The 16,895-nt window shown below is 42.2% G+C and carries 20 protein-coding genes, 1 other RNA gene and 1 pseudogene; 17 read left to right on the forward strand and 5 right to left on the reverse strand.

The genetic code is table 11. The features are described 5' to 3' along the window. Positions 1 to 83 precede the first annotated feature (83 nt). The 6 genes from QZ157_RS09750 (at position 84) to QZ157_RS09775 (ending at position 4,372) form a co-directional block, all read left to right on the forward strand. The gene (locus tag QZ157_RS09750) at positions 84 to 1,256 is read left to right on the forward strand and encodes a MalY/PatB family protein (RefSeq protein ID WP_295145016.1); all 1,173 of its coding nucleotides are present in this window, start codon (positions 84 to 86) and stop codon (positions 1,254 to 1,256) included. Positions 1,257 to 1,470: 214 nt separating this feature from the next. Continuing rightward, complete coding sequence (gene moaC / locus QZ157_RS09755; RefSeq protein WP_295145019.1) at positions 1,471 to 1,944, forward strand: cyclic pyranopterin monophosphate synthase MoaC; 474 nt, start codon at positions 1,471 to 1,473, stop codon at positions 1,942 to 1,944. After that, positions 1,919 to 2,182: a DUF493 domain-containing protein gene (locus QZ157_RS09760; RefSeq protein ID WP_295145022.1), complete on the forward strand. Its 264-nt coding sequence runs from the start codon at positions 1,919 to 1,921 to the stop codon at positions 2,180 to 2,182. Before moaC ends, QZ157_RS09760 begins: the two co-directional genes overlap by 26 nt. Positions 2,183 to 2,190: 8 nt before the next feature. Continuing rightward, the gene (locus QZ157_RS09765; RefSeq protein WP_295145025.1) at positions 2,191 to 3,471 is read left to right on the forward strand and encodes a hypothetical protein; all 1,281 of its coding nucleotides are present in this window, start codon (positions 2,191 to 2,193) and stop codon (positions 3,469 to 3,471) included. 112 nt (positions 3,472 to 3,583) lie between these two features. Continuing rightward, positions 3,584 to 4,207 carry a hypothetical protein gene (locus tag QZ157_RS09770; RefSeq protein WP_295145027.1) on the forward strand — a complete coding sequence of 208 codons (624 nt, stop codon included), beginning with the start codon at positions 3,584 to 3,586 and terminating at the stop codon, positions 4,205 to 4,207. A 24-nt stretch (positions 4,208 to 4,231) separates the two neighbouring features. Beyond that, a complete protein-coding gene (locus tag QZ157_RS09775; protein WP_295145029.1) occupies positions 4,232 to 4,372 on the forward strand; it encodes a hypothetical protein in 141 nt (46 codons plus the stop codon). Positions 4,373 to 4,475: 103 nt separating this feature from the next. On the opposite strand, the gene ruvC is transcribed toward QZ157_RS09775, so the two are convergent. Next, complete coding sequence (gene ruvC, locus QZ157_RS09780; protein ID WP_295145032.1) at positions 4,476 to 4,952, reverse strand: crossover junction endodeoxyribonuclease RuvC; 477 nt, start codon at positions 4,950 to 4,952, stop codon at positions 4,476 to 4,478. Between the two features lie 114 nt (positions 4,953 to 5,066). Between ruvC and dnaA the strand changes: the two genes are divergently transcribed. The 6 genes and pseudogenes from dnaA (at position 5,067) to QZ157_RS09810 (ending at position 13,227) form a co-directional block, all read left to right on the forward strand. Beyond that, entirely contained in the window at positions 5,067 to 6,377 is a 1,311-nt protein-coding gene (dnaA, locus tag QZ157_RS09785) for a chromosomal replication initiator protein DnaA (protein ID WP_295145035.1), read from the forward strand. Between the two features lie 138 nt (positions 6,378 to 6,515). Next, the gene (gene dnaN, locus QZ157_RS09790) at positions 6,516 to 7,583 is read left to right on the forward strand and encodes a DNA polymerase III subunit beta (RefSeq protein ID WP_295145038.1); all 1,068 of its coding nucleotides are present in this window, start codon (positions 6,516 to 6,518) and stop codon (positions 7,581 to 7,583) included. A gap of 16 nt (positions 7,584 to 7,599) precedes the next feature. Continuing rightward, positions 7,600 to 9,909 carry a DNA topoisomerase (ATP-hydrolyzing) subunit B gene (gene gyrB, locus QZ157_RS09795; protein WP_295145041.1) on the forward strand — a complete coding sequence of 770 codons (2,310 nt, stop codon included), beginning with the start codon at positions 7,600 to 7,602 and terminating at the stop codon, positions 9,907 to 9,909. Between the two features lies 1 nt (position 9,910). Next, positions 9,911 to 11,287: an EAL domain-containing protein gene (locus QZ157_RS09800; RefSeq protein ID WP_295145044.1), complete on the forward strand. Its 1,377-nt coding sequence runs from the start codon at positions 9,911 to 9,913 to the stop codon at positions 11,285 to 11,287. 9 nt (positions 11,288 to 11,296) lie between these two features. Then, positions 11,297 to 11,695, forward strand: a pseudogene (queF, locus tag QZ157_RS09805) (preQ(1) synthase); the annotation flags it as partial. Between the two features lie 302 nt (positions 11,696 to 11,997). Further along, positions 11,998 to 13,227, forward strand: a complete 1,230-nt coding sequence (locus QZ157_RS09810) for an HD domain-containing protein (protein ID WP_295145047.1) — start codon at positions 11,998 to 12,000, stop codon at positions 13,225 to 13,227. Between the two features lie 5 nt (positions 13,228 to 13,232). Here the strand turns inward: QZ157_RS09810 and ffs are convergent. Beyond that, positions 13,233 to 13,330, reverse strand: an RNA gene (gene ffs, locus QZ157_RS09815) — signal recognition particle sRNA small type. A 53-nt stretch (positions 13,331 to 13,383) separates the two neighbouring features. On the opposite strand from ffs, the gene QZ157_RS09820 reads away from it, so the two are divergent. The 3 genes from QZ157_RS09820 to QZ157_RS09830 all read left to right on the forward strand — a co-directional run bounded on the left by QZ157_RS09820 (position 13,384) and on the right by QZ157_RS09830 (position 14,506). Next, positions 13,384 to 13,818, forward strand: coding sequence for a hypothetical protein (locus QZ157_RS09820; RefSeq protein WP_295145050.1), 435 nt, complete (start codon positions 13,384 to 13,386; stop codon positions 13,816 to 13,818). A gap of 129 nt (positions 13,819 to 13,947) precedes the next feature. Beyond that, on the forward strand, positions 13,948 to 14,118 hold the full coding sequence (locus tag QZ157_RS09825) for a hypothetical protein (protein WP_295145053.1): 171 nt from the start codon (positions 13,948 to 13,950) through the stop codon (positions 14,116 to 14,118). Positions 14,119 to 14,275: 157 nt separating this feature from the next. Then, positions 14,276 to 14,506, forward strand: a complete 231-nt coding sequence (locus tag QZ157_RS09830; RefSeq protein ID WP_295145056.1) for a hypothetical protein — start codon at positions 14,276 to 14,278, stop codon at positions 14,504 to 14,506. Between the two features lie 46 nt (positions 14,507 to 14,552). On the opposite strand, the gene QZ157_RS09835 is transcribed toward QZ157_RS09830, so the two are convergent. Then, a complete protein-coding gene (locus QZ157_RS09835; protein ID WP_295145059.1) occupies positions 14,553 to 15,239 on the reverse strand; it encodes an anaerobic ribonucleoside-triphosphate reductase activating protein in 687 nt (228 codons plus the stop codon). An 18-nt stretch (positions 15,240 to 15,257) separates the two neighbouring features. After that, positions 15,258 to 15,416, reverse strand: coding sequence for an anaerobic ribonucleoside-triphosphate reductase (gene nrdD / locus QZ157_RS09840; RefSeq protein WP_002952633.1), 159 nt, complete (start codon positions 15,414 to 15,416; stop codon positions 15,258 to 15,260). A 147-nt stretch (positions 15,417 to 15,563) separates the two neighbouring features. Here nrdD and tpx point away from each other — a divergent pair, with 147 nt between their 5' ends. Next, positions 15,564 to 16,088, forward strand: coding sequence for a thiol peroxidase (gene tpx / locus QZ157_RS09845; protein ID WP_295145063.1), 525 nt, complete (start codon positions 15,564 to 15,566; stop codon positions 16,086 to 16,088). A 31-nt stretch (positions 16,089 to 16,119) separates the two neighbouring features. Here the strand turns inward: tpx and QZ157_RS09850 are convergent, their stop codons facing one another. Beyond that, positions 16,120 to 16,347, reverse strand: coding sequence for a hypothetical protein (locus QZ157_RS09850; RefSeq protein ID WP_295145066.1), 228 nt, complete (start codon positions 16,345 to 16,347; stop codon positions 16,120 to 16,122). Between the two features lie 278 nt (positions 16,348 to 16,625). Between QZ157_RS09850 and QZ157_RS09855 the strand changes: the two genes are divergently transcribed. Continuing rightward, on the forward strand, positions 16,626 to 16,877 hold the full coding sequence (locus QZ157_RS09855) for a helix-turn-helix transcriptional regulator (protein ID WP_295145069.1): 252 nt from the start codon (positions 16,626 to 16,628) through the stop codon (positions 16,875 to 16,877). Positions 16,878 to 16,895: the final 18 nt, after the last annotated feature.

Raw genomic sequence — 16,895 nt, forward strand, 5'->3', positions numbered from 1 at the left:
AAAAAATACAAATACGATTAAATTTTGTAAATTTACGCCCGAAATTTGCTAAAATATCCGAAAAAATCACGCAAGGAGAGCAAATGAAATACGATTTTGACGCGCCGGTGGAGCGAGGCGGGACGTATTCGTCAAAGTGGAAAACAAGCAAAGACGAGCTGCCGATGTGGGTGGCGGATATGGATTTTAAGGTCGCGCCAGAAATTTTAGAAGCGCTACAAAAGCGCCTAGATAACGGGGTTTTTGGCTACTCGTACGTGCCGCAGGAGTGGAGCGAGGCCATATGCTCGTGGTGGAGCAGGCGTCACGACGTCAAATTTGACCCGAGCTGGCTGATTTTTTGCACGGGCGTGATACCGATCATCAGCTCCGCCGTGCGCAAATTTACGAGCGTGGGCGATAAAATCGTAGTCCAAAGCCCCGTCTATCACGTCTTTTACCGCAGCATCGAAAACAACGGCAGGGTCGCGCTCGCAAACGAGCTAGCCTACGACGGGCGCGGCTACGACATTGATTTTAAGGACCTCGAAGAAAAGCTCGCCGATCCGCTAACGACGATGTTTATCCTTTGCAACCCGCACAATCCCGTAGGTAAAATTTGGAGCGAGGAAAAGCTAGCCAAAATCGGCGAACTATGCGCTAAACACGGCGTTTTGGTGATCTCAGACGAGATTCACTGCGACATCACGAGCCCCGGCAAAAGCTACATGCCGTTTATCCGCGCGAGCGAAACTTGCAAAAACATCTCGATCACCTGCGTTTCGCCGACTAAAGCCTTTAACATCGCAGGCCTGCAAAGCTCCGCCGCTGTAGTGCCGAACCCAAAACTGCGCGCCAAAATGGCAAAAGCCATCAACGACGACGAGGTCGGCGAGGGTAATGCGTTTTCTTGTATTGCGGCGATCGCGGCGTTTGAGCGAGGCGAAGCGTGGCTCGAGCAGATGCGCGAATACGTAGAGCAAAACCGAAAAATCGTGAGCGAGTTTTTGCAAAACGAACTGCCGCAGATCAGGCTTGTAGAGCAGGACGCCACGTATCTACTCTGGCTTGATTGCCGCGAAATTTGCGACGACGCGAGCGATTTTCATAAATTTTTACGCCAAAAAGCGGGTCTTTGGCTAAACGACGGCAACGCGTATAGAGGCGCGGAAAAATGCTTCTTACGCCTCAATATCGCCACGCAAAGATCGCGCGTACTAGAGGGGCTAAAACGCCTAAAATCAGGCGCTCTGGCCTACGCGAAAAGTAGGGAATAATATATTTACGAAAAATTGGGATAAAATTTAGACCTTTTTGGTATGATTTGCGCGTCCGACAAGAAAACCTCCTTTTTGTAACGGCGCCTCGGCTCCCCCTGCCGAGGCGTTTTTGTCTTATTCATTAAGCTTTTTTAGTTATAATCCTTCTCATAAATTTACTCCGCCTAGCTCAAATTTAAGCAAATTTAGCGCTTCAGGCGAAAGGACGAAAATGCTAACTCACATAGACGAAAACAACCGCCCTAAAATGGTCGACGTAAGCGACAAGGGCGTAACTACGCGCATAGCCGTAGCAAGCGGCATCATAAAAATGTCGCGCGAAGCCTTTGATGCGATCAAAAACAACACCGGCAAAAAAGGCCCAGTCCTGCAAACCGCCGTCGTAGGCGCGATAATGGGTACAAAAAAGACGAGCGAACTCATCCCAATGTGCCATCCGCTGCTAATCAGTGGCATAAACTGCGACATCGAGGAGCTAACCGAAATCTGCGCCTACAAGCTAACCGTTAGCGTCAAGATAGACGGCAAAACAGGCGTCGAGATGGAGGCGCTAATGGGCGTTAGCGTAGGTCTTCTAACGATCTACGATATGATAAAAGCGATAGATAAAACCATGCAGATAACAGATATCGCGCTAGAAAGTAAGAGCGGAGGCAAAAGTGGCGACTACGTGCGATCTAAATAAAGAACCCGAAATCTCGTACCCAAATTTTTGGGAATACAAAATCATCGTGCTTGATAGTGAAAACGCGCAAGCCATCGCGCAGGGCGTCGTAGGCGAAAGACAACACAAGATAACGCCCTCAAAATCGAGCAAAGAGGGCAAATACAAAAGCTACAATCTAAGCGTTTTGGTTAATTCTAACCAGGAGCGATTAGAAATTTTTTCCGCGCTAAAACGCGTTTGCAAGTACGTACTATAAGGACTTTCATGCAAAATTTAGTCTTCATCCAAACCATAAAAGAGAACAAAAATGACCCGCAAATTTCCGTTTTGATAAGGGAATTTGCGCTAAGCGAGTTTAGAAAAAGCGTCAAAGGCGCAAAAGGCGGCGACGCAAACGCGGCTCTGGCTAAAGAATTTGAGCAAATTTGCGAGGCGCTAAAAGGCGAGGATCTGCTAAACCGCCAAAATGTCGCCAACCTCATCCAAAGCGCAGGCGACGCGCTCAGCGAAGCAAAAGAGCAGTATATCCACCGCCTAATCTACGAAAAAGAGCAGATCGAGCGGCAAATTTACGCGCAAAAAGACGAGATCAAAAACAATGTTCGCGCGCTGCTTGAAAATATGGAAAATTTCATCAAAAGCAGCGACCTGGCGGATAAAGATGAAATTTTAACCGCGATAGACGAAAAGATGCTCTGCGAGCTGCAAATGTTGGGCATCCTAAAAGAGACCACCGAAGCGGCGTTTCTAACCGCGATCGAAAAGGGCGACGACGTGAAAGATACGGTGGAGCAAATCGCCAAAAACGTCGTACTTAGCGCGGTAAACGAGGGCGAAGTGAGCAAAGAGCGCATCCTGGAGATCGCAAGGACGGTCTGCGAGGCGGCAAGCGAGATAGCTGACGTTGATCAGGCCTCTGCCAAAGAGCTAATAAGCGGCGCTATCGGAGGCGTAAAAGAGGCGCTTAGCAAAAGGACGGAGAAGTTTATCGAGGAGATCAAATTTGCCCCGGACGGCCAGACGCTGCTAGGCGAAGCTAGAGAATTCGTAAGACTCGAGGAGAGGTTCGTGGCGATGCTGCGCGATATGGCGCGCTCGGATGAGCCGTCTGCAGCCGTGATAAACGAAATCCTAGACGAGTCGGTAGATAGCTACTTCGCCAAATTTAAGCGCCTACAAAACGACGTTTCCCGCCAGATCGAGCTTCAGCTAGAGGAGCTAAAATTTAACGAAAATATCGATAAATTCGCGAGCCTTGCGGGAGCTAAATTTGAGGAGTTAAAGCGCGAAGTAACTCAAGCCGGCGATAAATTTAAAGAAAATTTTAACGCCAAAGAACGCCTAGAAGCGCTCAAAAAAGATATCGGCGACTTTGAAAAACGAACGCAGGAGAAGCTAAGCGCGATAAATGCGAGCGAGATCGGCGAAAATCTCAAATCAAAATCAAAAGAACTAGGCGAGAAGCTCTACAAAGCCGCCGAAAATCTCATAAAAAACGCTAAAGAAAAGATCGGCAAAAAAGAGGACGAGAAAAAGGACGAGTGAGCCCGACTTTGGCGATTTTGGCTAAATTTGGTAGCTTTTAAGGCGCTAAATTTATACTTTTAGCTCAAATTTAACGCCTTTTGCGACAAAAATAAGCGACGAAATAAAAACGATGAAAATAATTCAAAATCAAAAATTTTTTAAGCGAAATTTAGCGCAGTTAATAAACGAGTTAGCAGGCGCGAGCGAAAATTCGGCGGCAAATCTAGCAGAAGGCCGTTTGATTGATTTTACAGACGATAAAAGCGCGCAAAACAAAAGTAGCGGCGGACTAGTCTTTAAAAACGTAGAGTTTATGAACTGCGACATAGGGCTTGATAACGATCTCGCAAATCCGCAGACGATAAGCGGTGTAAATTTTATCGGGTGTACTTTTAGGTCTTGTTTTTTCGGTCCTTGCGTTTGGAGAGACATTTTGCTTGAAAATACTTGTTTTAACGACTACGGCATACTGGACTCCGTGCTCTTTTGCCGCGTCAAAATCAAGGGTAAAATCACCTCGTTTCGCATAAACAAATGCGGCTTTATGACTCATAAAAACCCAAAACTCCAGCGCAAAATAGACGCTTTTAGACAAGATTTTTACAGCCGTGTCGACTGGGCACTTGATATCAGCGAGGCAAGGCTTTCTGGATTTGATTATGACGGTATCCCCGCGCGGCTTTTCGTGCTTGATACTTCAACGCAGTTTGTCGTAAGACGAGATAAATTTCACTCTCTAAATCAGCTTAGCTAGGAGTTTGAGAGTAAATTTAGCTACGTGACGGCGTATTTAAAAGATTTTTTAGAGGACGGCCGAGAGGACATCGTGCTAACCGTGCCGACGTCGCGTCCTAAAAAATTTAAAGAGCCCATAGCAGACGGCCTAAACGAGCTGCGGGCTTTGGGGCTAGCGGAGTAAAATTTATTAAATTTACCGCCTGGTTTTAGCATCAAATTTAATCGCTTACGCCGCGAAATAAACTAAATTTCAGCGCGAATTTTAAACCGAGCTTGGCTAAAAACTAACCCTTCAGCCGCAAATTATTCGCATGCGTTAGCGCGATAGCGATGGCATCGGTGATATCAAGCGGCTTGATCTCCTTCGTGATACCCAGAATTTTTTTAACCATAAAGGCTACTTGCTCTTTATCGGCCTTGGCTTTACCCGTGACGGTTTTTTTAACCTGAAGCGGCGTATACTCGGCGAAATCGCCGTGAAGCTGCAAAATTTTAAGACTGAGCGCTCCTCGAAACTGCGCGAGCTTCAAAACCGTTTTTGGATTATACGCAAAAAATATGTCCTCGATCGCCACTTCGTCAAATTTATGATTTTTAAAAATCAGGTCGAGTCCCTCGCAAAGTTCGGTGATTTGATACTGTAAAGAATTCGGTTTTATTTTGATTAGTCCCGCCTCGATCAAAAGAGTTTTCACGGGCGTCTTTTCGACGATCGCATAGCCGCAATTTCGCGATCCCGGATCAATTCCTAAAATTTTCATCTCGTCCTTTTCAATAGTTTTTCACGCTTTTTTCACACCGTGAAAAAACGAATTTCAACGCCATTTTAACAAATTTAAGATAAAATCTAGCGAATCAATCTTAAAGGCAAAAATTTGGTCGCAAACGAGGTTTTGGAGCTACTTTCCAAAGAAATTTTACCGTCGGAATTTGAATGCTATATCAAGCAGCTTAAATTTAACGAAAAAAGCTCAAATTCGACAAACGTCGTATTTAACGCGCCAAACGAGATTATTGCCAAATTTATCCAGACCAAATACGCCGCTAAAATCGCTCATCTTTTTGAAGTAAAAACCGGACAAAAGCCGGTCGTCGAAGTTCAAGCCCCAACCAAAACCACAAGCAAACCGGCTAAAAAAGTGGACGTCAAAGAGATAAAAGCGCAAAGCAGCCTGTTAAATCCAAGCTACACTTTTGAAAATTTCGTCGTCGGCGACTCGAATCAATTTGCTTTTTTAAGCGCAAAAGCCGTCTCCGAGCAGCCGGGTAAAATTTATAATCCCCTTTTTATCTACGGCCCGACGGGACTTGGCAAGACTCACCTTTTACAATCAGTCGGAAATTTTTGTCTAAACGGCGGAAAAATGGTTATTTGCGTCACGAGCGAGCAGTTTATCACGGACTTTACGTATAACCTCAACAACCACTCGATGGAGCGATTTCGCGAAAAGTACCGAAACTGCGACGTTTTACTCATCGACGACGTACAGTTTTTAGGTAAAACGGATAAAATTCAAGAAGAATTTTTCCATACGTTTAACGAAATTCACGCTAAAAACGGACAAATCGTGATGACATCAGACCGCCAACCAAAGTTACTAAAGGGATTTGAAGATAGGCTAAGAACGCGTTTTGAGTGGGGCATCATCGCCGATATCACGCCGCCAGAACTTGATACTAAAATCGCAATTATCAATAAAAAATGCGAATTTGATAAAATTTATCTTGGTACCGACGTCATAAACTATATCGCTACGAACATGGGCGATAACATCCGAGAAATCGAAAGCGCGATAATAAATTTAAACGCTTACGCAAGGCTAATGAGACAGGAAATCACACTAGAGTTTGCCAAAAATATCTTGCGCGATCAGATAAAAGAAAAACGCGAAAATATAAATTTAGAGAGTATCGTAGAGACCGTAAGTAAAGAGCTAAATATCAAACCTAGCGATATGAAAAGTAAATCGCGCTCAAAAAATATCGTCGAGGCTAGACGCATCGTGATATATCTGGCTAAAAATTTGACGCCAAACTCGATGCCGCAGATCGCGCAATTTTTTAATATGAAAGATCACTCGGCCGTAAGCCACAGCATCAAAAAAATAAACGAACTAATCGAAACGAACGAATACTTTAAAGTTCGCGTCGAAGAACTAAAAAATAAAATTTTAACCAAAGAGTAAAAACGTGAATAAAAGTGAAAAAAATCAAGATCTTATTAACGCCACAAAATACCTATCTACGGAACTAAAAAAGGATATTAACATTTTCACGTCCCCTACTAATGCTACTAAAAGAAATTTAAAAACAAAAGGAAAAAAATGAAAGTCGCAATTAACAAAAACGCTCTAGAAAGCGTAATAAATAATGCTAATCCTTATTTAGAAAAAAGAGATTTAAGCGCTATAACTTCGCATATATTTATAGCAGCTAAAGACGGTATTTTAAGCATAAAAGCAACCGATCACGAAATCGGTCTAGCTTATAAGCTATCAAACGTCAAAATAATAGACGAAGGAAACGCTACCGCAAACGGTAAAAAGTTGCTTGATATCATAAGAAGTCTAAAAGACGAAGAAGTTACGCTAGAAACGCTAAATAACTATTTCTATATAAAACAAAAAAACTCAAAATACAAACTTCCTATGTATAAATTTGAAGACTTTCCGAATTTTCCTACCGTAGAAAATAAAAATAAATTTGAAGTCGACGCCGTCATGCTAGGCCGAAGTTTAAAAAAAATATTCCCGAGTATCGATAGCAATAATCCAAAATTTGAACTAAACGGCGCATTTATCGACATAAAGCAAAACTACATCAATATAGTAGGAACCGATACTAAAAGGCTAAGCGTCTTTAGACTTGAAACTCCTACGCAGAGCGAATTTTCGCTAATAATCCCAAAAAAAGCAATCGGCGAAATTCAAAAACTGTTTTTCGATAAAATAGAAATTTACTACGACGATACGACTTTGATAGCCCAAAGCTCGAATTTCGAGTTTTTTACGAAGCTAATTAACGGCAAATTTCCGGATTATAATAGAGTAATCCCGCAAGAGATAAAAAAACGTCTAAGATTAAGCAGAGATAAAATGATAGAAGGTATAAAAACCGTCTCTATCATGTCTGAAAGTACCAAAATAGTATTTGCCCCGCAAACGGTAAGTTTTGAGAGCATAGTCGAGGATAATTCGGAAGCTAAAAATTCGATTGATTTTGCAACGGGGCTTGAAAGCGAAATTTACGTCGGCGTAAAAAATAGGTATTTGCTTGATTTCTTACAAAATATCGAAGAGGAACATTTTGAATTTGGATTTAACGACTCGAATTTAGCCTTCACTGTTAGCTCAAACGAGCTAAAAACGGTAATAATGCCGATAAATTTATAAAAATAAAAGGTAAATAATGCAGCAAAATTACGGCGCGGAAAATATTAAAGTTTTAAAAGGGCTAGAAGCGGTTAGAAAACGCCCCGGCATGTACATCGGAGATACCAACGTAAGCGGCCTACACCACATGATCTACGAGGTCGTCGATAACTCCATAGACGAAGCAATGGCGGGCTACTGCGATACGATAGACGTAGAACTAACGCGCGAAGGCTCTGCTATCATCACCGATAACGGACGCGGTATACCGGTAGATATGCACCCTACGGAGAAAATTTCAGCCGCTACTGTCGTTTTAACGGTACTTCACGCGGGCGGTAAATTTGACAAGGACACTTACAAAGTCTCAGGCGGCCTGCACGGTGTGGGCGTTAGCGTCGTAAATGCACTCTCTAAAAAACTGGTCGTAAATATCAAACGAGACGGCAAACTACATAGACAAGAATTCTCAAAAGGTATCCCGCAAAGCGACCTGGAAGTTGTAAAAACTACGAATAGAACGGGAACTCAGGTTGAGTTTTGGCCGGATGACAGCATTTTTGAGGTTACGGAATTTAACGATGAAATTTTAACTAAACGTTTTCGCGAACTAGCCTATCTAAATCCAAAAATCACTATAAATTTTAAAGATCAAAGAAACGGTAGAAGCGAGAGTTTTCACTACGAGGGCGGACTTGAGAGCTTTGTAACGGATATGAATAAAAACGAAGCCGTAAGTAAAGCCGTATCCTTTAGCGGCGGTGAAGAGGACGTTTTAGTCGATTTTGCGCTGATGTACAACGATACTTACAGCGAAAATTTACTAAGCTTCGTAAATAACATCAAAACCCCTGACGGCGGTACGCACGAGGCAGGATTTCGCGCGGGTTTAACTCGCGTGATAACAAACTATATCGCAGCAAACGCCGCAGCCCGCGAAAAAGACACGAAAATCACAGGCGAAGATATCCGCGAAGGCCTAATCGCGGTGGTTAGCGTAAAAGTACCCGAGCCGCAGTTTGAAGGCCAAACGAAAGGAAAACTAGGCTCAAGCTACGTAAAACCGATCGTTCAAAAAATGGTTTTTGAAGTACTTAGCAAGTATTTTGAAGAAAACCCGATCGAAGCTCGCGCGATAATGGAAAAAGCGCTGATGGCGGCGCGCGGACGCGAAGCTGCCAAAAAAGCTCGCGATCTAACGCGTAAAAAAGAGGGTCTAAGCATAGGAACTCTACCCGGTAAACTAGCAGACTGCCAAAGCAAAGATCCAGCTATCAGCGAGCTTTATCTGGTGGAGGGCGACTCAGCGGGCGGCTCGGCCAAACAAGGACGCGATAGAGTATTTCAGGCGATTTTACCGCTAAAAGGTAAAATTTTAAACGTAGAAAAATCGCGCTTAGATAAAATTTTAAAATCAGACGAAATAAAAAATATGATAACCGCGCTAGGTTGCGGAATCGGCGACGAATTTGACGCCGAGAGGCTTCGCTACCACAAAATCATCATAATGACCGATGCCGACGTCGACGGTAGCCATATCCAGACTCTGCTTTTAACGTTTTTCTTTAGATTTTTACACAAAGTCGTGGAAAACGGTCATATCTATCTAGCTCAGCCGCCGCTTTACCGCTATAAAAAGGGTAAAAAAGAAATTTATCTAAAAGACGAAAGAGCGCTGAATGAATTTCTAATAGAAAACGGCATCGAAGGTGTTGAGTTTGAAGGTATCGGAAATGCTGATCTTATAGACTTTTTAAAGATAGTCGCGGCTTATAGAAGCGTGTTAAAAGAGCTTGAAAAGCGTTTTAGCGTGATTTCTGCGGTTAGATTTATGATCGAAAATCCAGATATTGTTTCAAAAAGTTACGGCGAAATTTATGAAATTTTGAAAAACTATTTAGAGGCGCAGGGACACAATATCCTAAACTCATATGTCAGCGAAGAAGAAGCGCGAATTTACGTACAAACAGAAAGCGGCCTAGAAGAGCTTTTAGTAAATGAAAATTTATTTACAAATCCGCTTTATGAGGAAGCGCTTTATATCAGTCAAAAGATAAAAGAGCGCGGCATCGAGCTAAAAGGCGACGTGATAGACGTGCTAGACGAGATCGAAAAAAATGCTAAAAAAGGCGCTTATATCCAGCGCTATAAAGGCCTTGGCGAGATGAACCCCGAGCAGCTGTGGGAGACGACGATGAACCCTGAAAACCGTCGTTTGCTAAAAATAAACATAAATGACGCCATAAGTGCGTCGGATACGTTTAATCTGTTCATGGGCGACGAGGTCGAACCGCGAAGAAACTATATACAAGAGCACGCAAAAGACGTGAAACATTTGGACGTGTAAAATGCTAAAATCAGAACTAAAAGAGAGATCCCATCGGTTTAAAACCGCACTTGAAGTATCTTCGATACTTTTTTTTAGTATTATCATTTTAGTTTATATTTTTATCAAAAAAGATGAGGTTAAATTTGACGCCGACGACATTATTTTAATCACGATTTTGGTTTTGTGTCAGGTTTATTTTACGGTTTATAAAATTTATCAAAGCTTTCAAACAAGCACGTTAGATCAGATAACTAAGGCTTTTAGTAGAGATGAGATTTTACGCCTACTTTCAAAACAAGCTTCTAAATTTAAAGGAAAGAGTGGCGGTAATGCGGTAATGCTAAAGATCGAAAATTTAAACGATCTAAACGAGCGTTATAGCTTTGTAAGCACCGATATTTTGCTAAAACGATTAGTCGAGCGGCTGGAAAAATTTCTAAACGAAAAAGTCTCTAAAAACACGCTTATCGGTAGATATTCAAACGAATATTTTCTGATCTTTTGCGAGAGTAAAAATACCGAGTTACTCCATCTTTTAAGTGTTTTTGAGAAGACTCTTTTAAACGACGGGATTTATAATATCGAGTTAAAGATTAAATTTGACGCCGTAGATATAAACCACTCCGCAAGTCTTAAAAATACGGTCTCTTATCTAATCCAAAAGCTAAATGAAGAAGATAGCGACGATAAAGTAGACGTTACCGACGACCTTGAAAAAGACGTCTGTAACTGCATCGATATGCAAAGATTTATTTTTCAAACCCAACTCGTTAAAAGCCTTCGCTTCGGACAAAATTTAAAAAATGTTTTGATTAAAATTTATACTGATATGCAAGGCCTAGTCTCAAAGCGAAAAGTACAAAATATCGCAAATAAAAACGGCTACGAGGTGCTTTTTGATATAAATATTATTAAAAAATTATCTGAAATTAAATTTAAAGATAACGATCCGCTTATGATTGAAATTTCATCCGTCTCTCTTATAAATTTTATAAAAGAGTTCGCGCAGATGGGAAAGATCGATCCAAATCGAATTATTTTCGAGTTTAGCGAGAAGCTAGTGTATGACGAGATAAATAGATTTAAAGAAATCTTAACGGAGTATAAAAATCTAGGTTTTCGCTTCGCGTTAAATAAATTCGGCGGTAATAATGCCGGATTTGAGTATTTTAAATTTTTGCCGATAGATTTTGTTATCTACGACATAGAATTTAACAAAAATATCAAAAACGATAAATTTAAAACTCTGTTTGAAAATCTAAATTTAACCGCAAAAAGATTAGGCGTGAAGACTATTGTGAGATTTGTGGAGAACGAGGAGTTCTTTAACGTCGTGGAGCGCTATCAGACCGACTTCGCGCAGGGCTTTTTCATAGAAAAGCCAAAAGAAATTTAAAGGAAAAAAATGCAAGAAAACGAGGTCGTAGAGCCAAAATACGGAGAGAAAATAATAAGCGAATTTGACGTAGAAAAAGACCTGGAAATCTGGGAAAACAAACATGAACGCGACTACAAGATAAAAATCACGCTGCCGGAGTTTTGCTGCTTATGCCCGCGCTCGGGGTATCCTGATTTTGCGACGATTTATCTTGAGTACGTGCCGGCTAAATTCGTCGTCGAGCTAAAAGCGATCAAACTTTATATCAATAGCTTCATGACGCGCAACATCAGCCACGAAGATAGCATAAACGAAATTTACGGCGTTTTAGAACGAAAGCTAGCTCCAAAATGGATGAAGATCATAGGCGACTTTAACCCGCGCGGCAACGTCCATACCGTGATCGAAATTTGCTCGGACGAGATAATCAAAAAAACGCAAGAGCAAAGCTTTGAAGCGCCAAAATTTGAAAAATTTTCGCGAGATAGCGAGCGAAGTTTTGATAGAGGCGGTTACGGAGCACGCGAGTCTAAATTTAGCAAAGACGGCTCTCGCGGTAAGAGTTTCGGAGCCGATAAAAGAGGCGCAAAAACCGGCGATAGAAAACCTCGCGCAAGCAAAGATAAATTTGACGATAAACCGCGAAGAACGGGCAATAAAGATGGCTTTAAAAAGCCTGAATTTGCCGGCGAAAAGCGCGCTCGCGTCGTGAAAAAATCGGACGATAAATGATAAGCGCGCAGCTCATCGAGCACATTTTTAAGGCCGCATCAATCTCGCGCTGGAACGACTATCCCAAGATGACGAATTTAGTCGAGCTTGATAAACAGGCGCATAAATTTATCATCGCGTATTTTATCGCAAAGCTCGAGCATAATACCGATATGAACTACATCATCGAGGCTGGTATTTTCGAGTTTCTCGCGCGAGTCGTGGTAACGGATATACGCCCGGACGTGTTTCATCAGATGCAAAAAACCAAAAACGAGCAGATAAACGCTTGGGTGCTAACGATCCTAGAAGGGCTCGTAAAGGACGTCGAGGGCGGTAAATTTTTAGAGCGGATGCGCCGCTATCTCACGCACAAGGACAAAGCTCACGCCAAAGAGCGCCTGATCCTAAAGGCCGCTAGCTATCTCGCGACGCGCTGGGAGTTTTCGATCGTTTATCAAACGAGCAAATTTTTAAGCGACATAGACGAGCTAAAAGCGCGCGTGGAGGAGGAGCTGGAGGATTATTACGAGCTAATAGGCGTACGTAAAATCGTGATGAATCAAAAGCTAGCAAAGCTAGTCGATCTAGCCGGTAGACTGCGTTTTCAAAAGCGCTGGGCACAGACGCCGCGCATCCCTGAAACGGCGGTTTTGGGCCATATGTTAGTCGTGGCGATTTTGAGTTATTTTTACTCGCTTGAGGTAAAGGCCTGCAAAACGAGACTAGAAAATAACTTCTTTTGCGCGCTCTTTCACGATCTGCCCGAGTCGCTAACGCGCGATATCATTAGCCCCGTAAAATACGGTATCGAAGGGCTAAATGAGATAATCAGCGAATATGAAATGCGCCTGATAGACGAGAAAATTTTGCCTTTCGTACCTGAAAATTTTAGAGACGAGTTTAGCTATATCCTGGGCATCCGTATGGAAAATGGCAAATTTATCAAAAACGAGTTTGAAAACAGGATCTGCGAGAAAAAGCCTCTACATCACGAGGGTACGATGGAGAACGTAAACGAGGATAAATTTAACGCTATCGATGGAAAAGCGCTTAAAATTTGCGATAAACTCGCGGCGTTTTTCGAGGCGGGGATCTCGATCAGCTACGGTGTGAAGTCAAACGAACTAACCGAAGGCTTTAATAATATGGATAAATTTTTTCAGAAAAATCAGAGCTTGGACGGAGTGAATTTTTTAAAAGTTTGCGATGATTTTAAGGAGCATTTTTCGCTTTTGCAGGTTTAAAAAACCCTCTCTCAGATGACTGCGGCACACGCCTAGCCTAAGTGCTCTGCTGTGTTCCCACCCTGAAGCGGTGCCTAGAAGAGACATTGCACAGGTCTAAGAAAGGGCAAGAGCGATTTTACTCAAATTTTACTTAAATATATTTTAGGCGGCAGCATGGGATTTGATATAAAATGTAAATTTTTGTCGTTGTTTAGGGAGTTTTTGGTCTATCACCACCGCTCGCTCGAGTTTCGCGCGAAGATATTTGCGGCTATCATCTCGGCCAAACTCAATCCCGAAGAGGACGATTTTGCAAATTTATACGATATCTCGAGCGAAATTTACGGCAGTGACGAGAACCGCAAACGCGTACTTATCGAAACCACCAGAGAGTATGTCTCCCGTATCAAACGCAAAGACCCGATGACGCTTGATAGCTTGCTCTTAGCGATCGATCAGGCTATCAGAGCGAACAAAAACTACGCGCTAAAGATCGACTTCGAGCACCTACGCAGGCTCATCGACGCCGACGAATACGAAGGTCTCGTGCAGCAGCGCGTGTATGATTTCTTGCTATACGAGGTAAAAACCTACGCGCCAAACAGATAAGACATCAAATTTGAATTAAATTTTGCCTATTTTTGCTGCTTTTTAGCGGTGCTTTTTATACGGCTTTTTATTATGGATTTGATTTTTGGGAGGCGATACGCTTGATGACGGCATTTACAAAGAGTCGGCATGCCTGAGGCTAGCAGCGAGACCGATATAAATTTACCGTCAAAAAAGCCGGTATCTACGAGTAAAATCTACTACAAAAGCAAAAAAGTAAAGTTCAGCAGAGGAGACCTTCCCGGGATGCGGCAGCGACGAGTTTACGAAGCGGTTTTACCGGAAAACTACAGCTACTAAGTTAGCCTGCTACTACGGTTATACGACGCAAGGCGTCCCTGAGCCAATTGGCACGAGTGGAGAGGAAAAAGCGGCCTTAGCGGGCGAAAAAATATTGCTAAAAGTTATGCTCAAATCTCTACAAAACCGCAAAATAAACTACGTAAAAGGCGGCGAGGTGAACGATCTAAAACAAAATTTAAGCGCCCTAACCGAGACCTTTGATCTGTCAAAATACGGCGCGACTTCATGGTACAGCGCTCCAAACGGAGGCTTTGCGCACGATAAAGTTTTGCTCAGAGCAGAGCTCGAAAAAGGCAAGTATAGCGTAAAAATGCAGGCTCTAAGCGACGCGCCCGAGCTAAAAAAGATCGTGACGTTTATTAAAATTAGCAGATATCACAACTGAAAGTGATGATTTGGGAGATTTTGCACATCAAATTTGACTAAATTTACTAAAAATTCCTAAGCTCTATTTCCAAATTTGAACGTATCAAATTTATATCAAATTTAGCCTTCGCCTGCGTCAAATTTCCGAAATTTTCGCCCGTATCGAGGAAATTTTGCAAGTAATAAACGCCTCTGTATCCGTACTCGTACAAAATCTCGCTCATAGCAGAGATATCGGCCTCGTCTAGCAAGTCCGCGTGCACCGTCGTTCTAACCTCAAATTTAAAGCCGATTTGCAACAAAAACTCAAGCATTTGCAAGAAATTTTTATACAAATTTGAGCCGGCAACCTTGAGAAATTTTTCCTTCGTCGCCTTAAAATCAAGCGCGATGTAGTCGATCAAATTTAGCGAGATAGCTTGCTGAATAATGGTTAAATTTGAGCCGTTAGTATCGACTTTGAGCGAAAAGCCGCGCGACTTTACCTCATGAGCTAGCGGTAAAAACGCCGGGCTAAGCGTACATTCGCCGCCGCTAAAAACCACGCCGCTAAGCTTGCCTTTGCGCTTGTCTAAAAATTTGATAAACTCGGCGCAGCTGATCTGTCCGGCGCCCGTGACGATAGGGACATTGTAACAGTAGGCGCAGCGCATGTTGCAGCCTGCAAACCACGCTATGCAGGCCGTTTTGTCGGGGTAGTCGAGGGTCGTAAAGGGGGTGAGCGAGTAAAGCGGAAAATCGGCGTCTTTCACGTTTTACTCGCGGTTAGATTAGGCTTTGCGTTCGCAAAATTTGACGCGCTCTTTATGCTCGCCTTTTTTGCCGAGGTTAAAGCTCTCTACAGGGCGGTGGTAGCCCATTACGCGGGTGTAAACGACGCATTTCGTGCGTTTTGCTTCAAGCGAAGCTAATATTTCTTTGTCGCTCATTTGTCACTCCTTGATAATTGATGTCAAATAGTATAGCACTTTATAGATAACTGCCGTCTTAAATTTTACGCGATTTTTTGTTTTTCAGCCGTTGTTAAAAGTATGGTAATATCTGCGTTACGATTAAATTTAAAACAAAGGAAAAACATGACAAAAGTCAAATTTCACGGCGCAGACGTCGTGCTAAAAGGCGAAGAGGTATTCGTGGGCTCATATGCGCCAGAAGTCGCGCTCGTCGGACAAGATCTAGGCGAGTTTAAGGTCGGCGGTAACAACGGCATCGAGATATTAGTCGCCGTTCCGTCGCTAGATACGGGCGTTTGCGCGACGGAAACGCGTAAATTTAACGAAAAAATGGCGGCGAAAGAGGCGATCAAGCTAAGCGTGATCTCGATGGACCTGCCGTTTGCTATGGGGAGATTTTGCTCTACGGAGGGGATTAAAAATTTAAAAGTCGGTAGCGACTTTAGATCTAAAGAGTTCGGCGAAAAATACGGCGTAATCATCGGCGAAGGGCCGCTTGCGGGGCTTTTAGCTAGAGCTGTTTTCGTCATCAAAGACGGCGTCATCATCCACAAACAAATCGTTCCCGAGATCACGGAGGAGCCAAATTACGACGCGGTATTTGACGCGATAAAATCAAGCGGAGGTTGCGGTTGCGGGTGTATGTAAGCCGCTAAATTTAAAGGCCGTGAGATAAAAATTAACTATTTCTATCTTCTAGTCTTTTATTTAGAATGCTAGTAGCGACTGTTTTTTCTGTGCCGCTACTAGTTTCTATCTTTCTTCTTAGATCAGAATCGCTTAAGTCTTCGCATTCTAACTTTGTCTTTTTAGCTTTTGCCATCTCTCCCATAAAGGCTTTTCCAACTTCAATAACACCTATTCCAATGCCCTTAATTATTTTCTTGGCTACTTCGCCTGCATCCACAATAAATCCTTTTTCATGATAATGGTGAAATAGTTATTCTATTACTTCTACACTTTGGACAACAATTGGGTGTTCCACTGCCTGCTCTACTTGTCCATTCATATTTGCATTCTAAACACTTTGCCCTATAAACTATTTGTTTTTGAGCTGCATTTTTGTCTGATTGATTTGCCATTATAACTCCTTCTAAAATAGATTTTATTTATCCTATAGGATATAGAACGACGGATATTAACATTATATAGTTTAAAGATTTATTAATCCTATAGGATAAAAAAGTGAGTGAGAATTTTAATATTTTTAGCGATGAGGAAATCTTTAAATTTTATCAATCTATATCACAAAAGGTCCGTATATTTAGAGAAGAAAGAAATATTTCACAACTTGAAATGGCTCTTAGTATAGATATTAAATCCGTGGCATTTTACTCAAATTGTGAAAACAACAAATATAATAAACATTTTAATTTAGAACATCTTTATAAAATCTGTAAAGTTTTAAATTTGAATATTAAAGATTTTTTTGAATAAATTTTTGATGCTACTTTG

Source organism: uncultured Campylobacter sp., from assembly GCF_905372745.1.
Classification (GTDB): domain Bacteria; phylum Campylobacterota; class Campylobacteria; order Campylobacterales; family Campylobacteraceae; genus Campylobacter_A.

Coding starts and splice junctions, on each gene's coding strand:
- dnaN (WP_295145038.1), top strand. CDS start 6,516: ATGAAAGTCGCAATTAACAAAAACGCTCTAGAAAGCGTAATAAATAAT.
- tpx (WP_295145063.1), top strand. CDS start 15,564: ATGACAAAAGTCAAATTTCACGGCGCAGACGTCGTGCTAAAAGGCGAA.
- QZ157_RS09825 (WP_295145053.1), top strand. CDS start 13,948: ATGCCTGAGGCTAGCAGCGAGACCGATATAAATTTACCGTCAAAAAAG.
- nrdD (WP_002952633.1), bottom strand. CDS start 15,416: ATGAGCGACAAAGAAATATTAGCTTCGCTTGAAGCAAAACGCACGAAA.
- QZ157_RS09750 (WP_295145016.1), top strand. CDS start 84: ATGAAATACGATTTTGACGCGCCGGTGGAGCGAGGCGGGACGTATTCG.
- QZ157_RS09820 (WP_295145050.1), top strand. CDS start 13,384: ATGGGATTTGATATAAAATGTAAATTTTTGTCGTTGTTTAGGGAGTTT.
- QZ157_RS09765 (WP_295145025.1), top strand. CDS start 2,191: ATGCAAAATTTAGTCTTCATCCAAACCATAAAAGAGAACAAAAATGAC.
- moaC (WP_295145019.1), top strand. CDS start 1,471: ATGCTAACTCACATAGACGAAAACAACCGCCCTAAAATGGTCGACGTA.
- gyrB (WP_295145041.1), top strand. CDS start 7,600: ATGCAGCAAAATTACGGCGCGGAAAATATTAAAGTTTTAAAAGGGCTA.
- QZ157_RS09770 (WP_295145027.1), top strand. CDS start 3,584: ATGAAAATAATTCAAAATCAAAAATTTTTTAAGCGAAATTTAGCGCAG.
- QZ157_RS09810 (WP_295145047.1), top strand. CDS start 11,998: ATGATAAGCGCGCAGCTCATCGAGCACATTTTTAAGGCCGCATCAATC.
- QZ157_RS09800 (WP_295145044.1), top strand. CDS start 9,911: ATGCTAAAATCAGAACTAAAAGAGAGATCCCATCGGTTTAAAACCGCA.
- ruvC (WP_295145032.1), bottom strand. CDS start 4,952: ATGAAAATTTTAGGAATTGATCCGGGATCGCGAAATTGCGGCTATGCG.